At 58.4% G+C, this 4,885-nt stretch carries 4 protein-coding genes; all 4 read right to left on the bottom strand.

The window, feature by feature from the left end; genetic code table 11:
• Positions 1–294: 294 nt before the first annotated feature.
• On the bottom strand, positions 295–921 hold the full coding sequence (locus BSP239C_RS20165) for a hypothetical protein (protein WP_101575082.1): 627 nt from the start codon (positions 919–921) through the stop codon (positions 295–297).
• Between the two features lie 116 nt (positions 922–1,037).
• A complete protein-coding gene (locus BSP239C_RS20170) occupies positions 1,038–1,553 on the bottom strand; it encodes a hypothetical protein (protein WP_069600532.1) in 516 nt (171 codons plus the stop codon).
• Between the two features lie 50 nt (positions 1,554–1,603).
• Complete coding sequence (locus tag BSP239C_RS20175) at positions 1,604–3,274, bottom strand: PD-(D/E)XK nuclease family protein (protein WP_101575083.1); 1,671 nt, start codon at positions 3,272–3,274, stop codon at positions 1,604–1,606.
• A gap of 158 nt (positions 3,275–3,432) precedes the next feature.
• Positions 3,433–4,677: a hypothetical protein gene (locus BSP239C_RS20180; protein WP_101575084.1), complete on the bottom strand. Its 1,245-nt coding sequence runs from the start codon at positions 4,675–4,677 to the stop codon at positions 3,433–3,435.
• Positions 4,678–4,885: the final 208 nt, after the last annotated feature.

A 4,885-nucleotide genomic window follows, 5' to 3' on the forward strand; every position in this document is an offset into this window, starting at 1 on the left:
TCTATAATCATGAACGGCCCCACGGATCCCTCGACGGATTAACACCGTCGAGATGCTGGGAACGCTGGAGTGCAGAGAACCAATTAGCTATCGCATAGCCGCTGGACTGCTAACAGGGGCCCAATCAGGGTGCTGGGTCAGGCGCTCAAGGCAGGTGTCACAGTAGGCGGCACCGTCATCGGTCTTGCGAAAACAGGGCTTCCAGCATTTGCGGCATTCACCAGGCAGATGGTGGGCGTGCTGTTCCGGTACGACTTCCAGCGGCCGCCAACTGTGACACCTCGACATGAGCTCTTAGGCCTTCTTCATGAGGTCTGCGACGGCAGTGAGCGTGAGCATATCGTCGTCGGAGACATCCTTGGAGATGATCTTTGCGATCTGGATGGCCGCGGGAGCGATGCCGGCAGGCAGAGAACCTTCAGCCTTGCCGAGATCACCCAGCAGCGACCACAGAGCCTTGAGACGGTCTTTGCCCAACGCGGTGGCGTTGGCAGACATCTCGATGGCGTCGGCCTCCATCAGGTCTTCGAGGTCAGACATCGGCTGATTGGTCTTGCGCGAGTCACCCGTCAGAATCGTCACCACCAGACCTTCAACGTCTGACTCGTCTTTGCTCAGCAATGAGGCCGCGACGTGGCGCACATCGTCTTCAGCGCCCTGGACGTCGAGCATCTTGCGCACGGTACGGCGAATGAGGGTCTTATCGCGGCCCTTCGACTGCGCCTGAGTCCGTGCCTTGGACTTGCCAGAATCCGCGTCCTCGTCGCTCTCACCGAGGTCAAGTGCCTCGTCGTCTAAGTGCTCGGGCTCGGCCGTCGCCTCTTCGACGTTGCCTTCGGTGTCGGTCATGTCGGTTTCAACGTCTTCGACGATTTCGTCAGCATTGGTGGTCTCCTCTGCCATCCACGCGGTGTCAGTCACTGCGGTCTCCTCTTCGTTGTTGGGCGCCAAATGCGCTGCTACTTGTATCTATGCGCAAAGACCGCCGATGAGTCGCACAGTGGGCGAATCGGCGGTCTTTGATCGGCGTTGGCGGCCTATTCGTCGAACTCTCGTGCCTCACCGAGATCTTTGATGTCGACGAGAATGCGGAAGTCGCGGCCAGAGCCGTCGGTGGCAGATTCCATGTATTTGAACACCAGCACACGGCGGCCAATGAGCGATCGGGCCTTCGAGGCCATGGGGCGTCCGCCGTCATCGAACCTGTCGGTGCGCACCGTCTCTGAGCCTTCGGGGTTCTTCTTCGACGGTTTCGTCTCTAGGGTCACAATTGCTCGGTTCGACGACTTCTCCTTCTTGACCTCGACAACATTGGCCACATATTTCACTGCTTCAGACAGGCGACCTACGGCCTTGACCACGGGTGATTGGTCGTCATTGATCAGTGAGTAGATGAGCCGGGCGTTCTCGCCGACCCGACCGACCCAGTTCTCTTCGGTCTCTTCGACGAGTGTGACCTCATCGCCGTCTTCGACTTCTTCGACTTTGCGGGGGCCGGTGGCATTGATTGCTGCAATGACGAGCGGCTGGAGGTCTGCGGTGGCTTCACTCATGGTTTGTTCCTTCGTGTGTTGTGGTTGTCTAACTTGATCGGGATGGGTTTTCAGTCGTCGAACATGGCTGATTCGTCAAAGGTTTCGTCATCGATGTCGTCGAATGGCACATCAGTATCGATCGCCTCGTCTTCGCCGGATTCGGTCTCGTCTTTGGCCTCGGTCTTGGTGGCGTCGTCTGTTTCCTCGTCGGCCTCTTCCGGGGCACCGGCCTCGGTGTCGGACTCGTCTTCGGCATGAGGCTCGGCGCTCTCGCCGTTGTCGGAGGTGAACAACACCCACCCGCCGGGCTTGATCGCGTCGTCATAGATGGCCTCGGTCGTGGCGATGATGCCGACGCTGGCATTGACCAGCCGGGTCTCCCAGGCTTGCCAGTCAGCGGAGCTGGCACCGAACGGAATGGGCATCGCGTGATCGAGGAGTCTCCACATGGTCAGGCGCACGAGGCTGTTCAGACCTGATCCCCATTTCGCACCGTCGTGACCGGCCAGGCCTGACTCGATACGTGCAATGAGGTTGACCAGGGTCGATGACAGTGCGCGGATATTCTTCTTGTTCACTGCGTATCCGGCAGCATTGAGGTGCTGAACTGAGTTGGTGACAACACCGGCGATACCACCGGCAGCCCATGAGTTGGGGTTGAGACGTCCCTTGACTTCGGCTTCCCAGGGCTTGTCTTCTGGCCAACGTGTCATTGTGCTCTCTCCTGTCTGGTGAATGTCTTCACTTACAACAGAGTCCGCCTCAGCAGTTGGCTCACTTAGACCCACTTCGGCTTCGGATTCGTCGGTTTCTACTGGTTCATCGGCCACGTTCGGATAGACGGCGACTGCATCGGGCTCGACCTGCGGCACACCGACTGCATCTGCGTCGGTGACCTTTGATGCAGGGCAGATTCGCGCCAGGGGGCAGTAGGCGCACAAGCCAGATGGGGTGGTTTCAAACGTGGCTTCATCGGAGCATTCGCCCAACTCTTCCCAGGTATCGACGAAGAGCCGCTCTGTCTTCTTCAACTTCGGCGCGCTCATTGCCACACGCTGAGCTTTGGAGTATTTCGTATAGAGAACGAACGCATTCTCGACCTCTTGATCGAAGAGCTTCGCACCGGCCAAGGCGTAGATGCGCAGCTGGTCGCCGTGCGGATCTCCAAAGATCGACGATGACTTCTTCTGTTTGCCGGTCTTGTAATCGACGACTCGGAGTTCGTCGTTGATTCGGTCAACACGGTCGATGAAACCCACGACCGGAACGCCAGCGATGTCTACATGGCTGAGTTTGGCTTCGGTGGAGAAGACATTGACGGCTTCGGGATCTTCGATGTCAAAGATCCCTCGGTAGGCCGTGTGGACTTCTCCCTGGACAGTGGCCCTCACCGCAGCCTTCTCTGATTCGCTCGCGTGCGCGAAGTCGAACCCGTTGATATTGACTGTCGACAGATCAACTCCGCCAACGTGCTTGGCTGCAAATTCTGTGGCTTTGAAGACTGTTCTTTCTGGGCCAGGGAGGCCGTAGAGATCTTCGAGGACCGAATGGGCGACGGTTCCAATGGATGAAGCTGTCAATGCTGACTCGTCGCGCGGGACGATCTTCTCGATGGCGAACCGTGCCTGGCATCCATTGCCGGCCAGTGCGTTCATTGTCGACGGTGACATGGCCTTACGTCGGACCTTGTCATCGACGAGCTCCTGGTCGATTTCAAGACGGTCGCCGACGAATGCCATCCGCCCTTTCGGAATTATGGCCGTTTGGTCGTTCTCTTGATTGCTCACACTCTGTATATGCCTCGAAGACGTTGATGTGTCGGCGCATGAAACAGGGGTCAGACCTCCCCTTATCCGGAGAAAGTCTGACCCCTATTGGCTGTAGGTCACTTGCTACGTCACAGCGTCGAGTTCAGTGTCTCCAAAGGTACTGGCACCGTGGAGAAGCGCCGCCCGTTGATCATGATCTGCACCGACCACCGCTTAGTTCCAGAATCAGCGGTCATTCGCTTGGGTATGCCTTTAATCCCCTCGACAGCCAATCCGTCATCCCACATCGACTGCCATGCGGTTCTGGCCCCTGACCCTGGCGGCACAAGCTCAGGAGACTCCTTCTGCGCCAGCTTGAACGCCGTCGCCGGGTCAAGCAACAGGACAGCGTCATCTTGGCCCTTCGGCCCCCGGTAGAGCACACCGATCTCTTTACCGATCGGACGGGCGCCCTGCCCTTCGATGAATGCCCAGCCCAGCGAAGAATTGATCGCCTTCGCCTCTGCGTCATCAGAATTATCGGAGACGACCATCGGCGGCATCTGAGGGTCGCTGGCATTGGCAATATGGGCGGATTTGGTGTTGAGTAGACGCTTGACCGCTCTGAGGAGAGCATGACCGGGACCGCCCGTGCGGGACTCCGAGAAGCTTTCCACAACCAGAGACGTGACCTTCTCCCCCAGCGAGCCCTCAGCGTGGATGGCCAAGCGATCAATGTACTTCTGGTCAACACCGTAGGCGATGGCCATCTCTCGCAGCGGTTGGACGATGAGCATGAGGTCGGCGAGCAACTTCGCCTGACGCTCGAACTCCGAGTCTGCGAACCCATACTGAGACTTCACGACGTACTTCAAGTCGCCAGTGAGCATATCGAACTGGTCCTCGATGACTTGCTTGACCGGTGCCCTCTTTTCCGCATCGTCGAGGTGGCGCTTATTGGCGATGAAGTCGATGAGCGCAGCAGTCACAGTCGGAGCCTCACCCGTTCCGCGCAGCGACCTCATCTTCTCCATGGCAGCCGTATTCAGCGAGTTCTGCGACATCCGCACTGAGATGATGCGCGAGACTACCGAGTGGATGTCGATGTCGTTTTCCGCTGTGGCGATGAGCATGGCTTGAGGTCGGCGAACATCCTGCTGGGCGCCGGTGCCAGATGAACGTCGCTTACCCGTGTTGTTGTGAATGGCACGCAGGAGCGCCTCAATTCCCTCCCGTTCCTTCTCCGCCTTGCGCGGATCCGACGAGGGCGCCAAGTCGTCAACAACCCAAATGGGTGCCAGTGACACGGCGTTCTCCGTGGCAGCCTTCGTGTCGGAGGCCGAACCCGGCAGGGTGTCTTCCGTCCAGTTCTTTCCCTTGTCCCAAAAGCTCATAGCGGTAGCCGCAGTCCACGAGTTGTGGGTCAGGACGAAGTTGTCGGCGGCGAACTGCCCGTCAAAGCGGTCAACGGTGATGCGGAAGTTGTCAAGGTGAATGAGACCAAAGGGAGTTAGGCGGCTTGCTGATCGACGACTGATTCTTCGGGTTTGTTGATCCAGGCGGTCTCAGGCAGGTCGAGTGCCTTTGGGACCTTGCCAGAGC

It is taken from the genome of Brevibacterium sp. 239c, from assembly GCF_900169365.1.
In the GTDB taxonomy this organism is placed as follows: Bacteria; Actinomycetota; Actinomycetes; order Actinomycetales; family Brevibacteriaceae; genus Brevibacterium.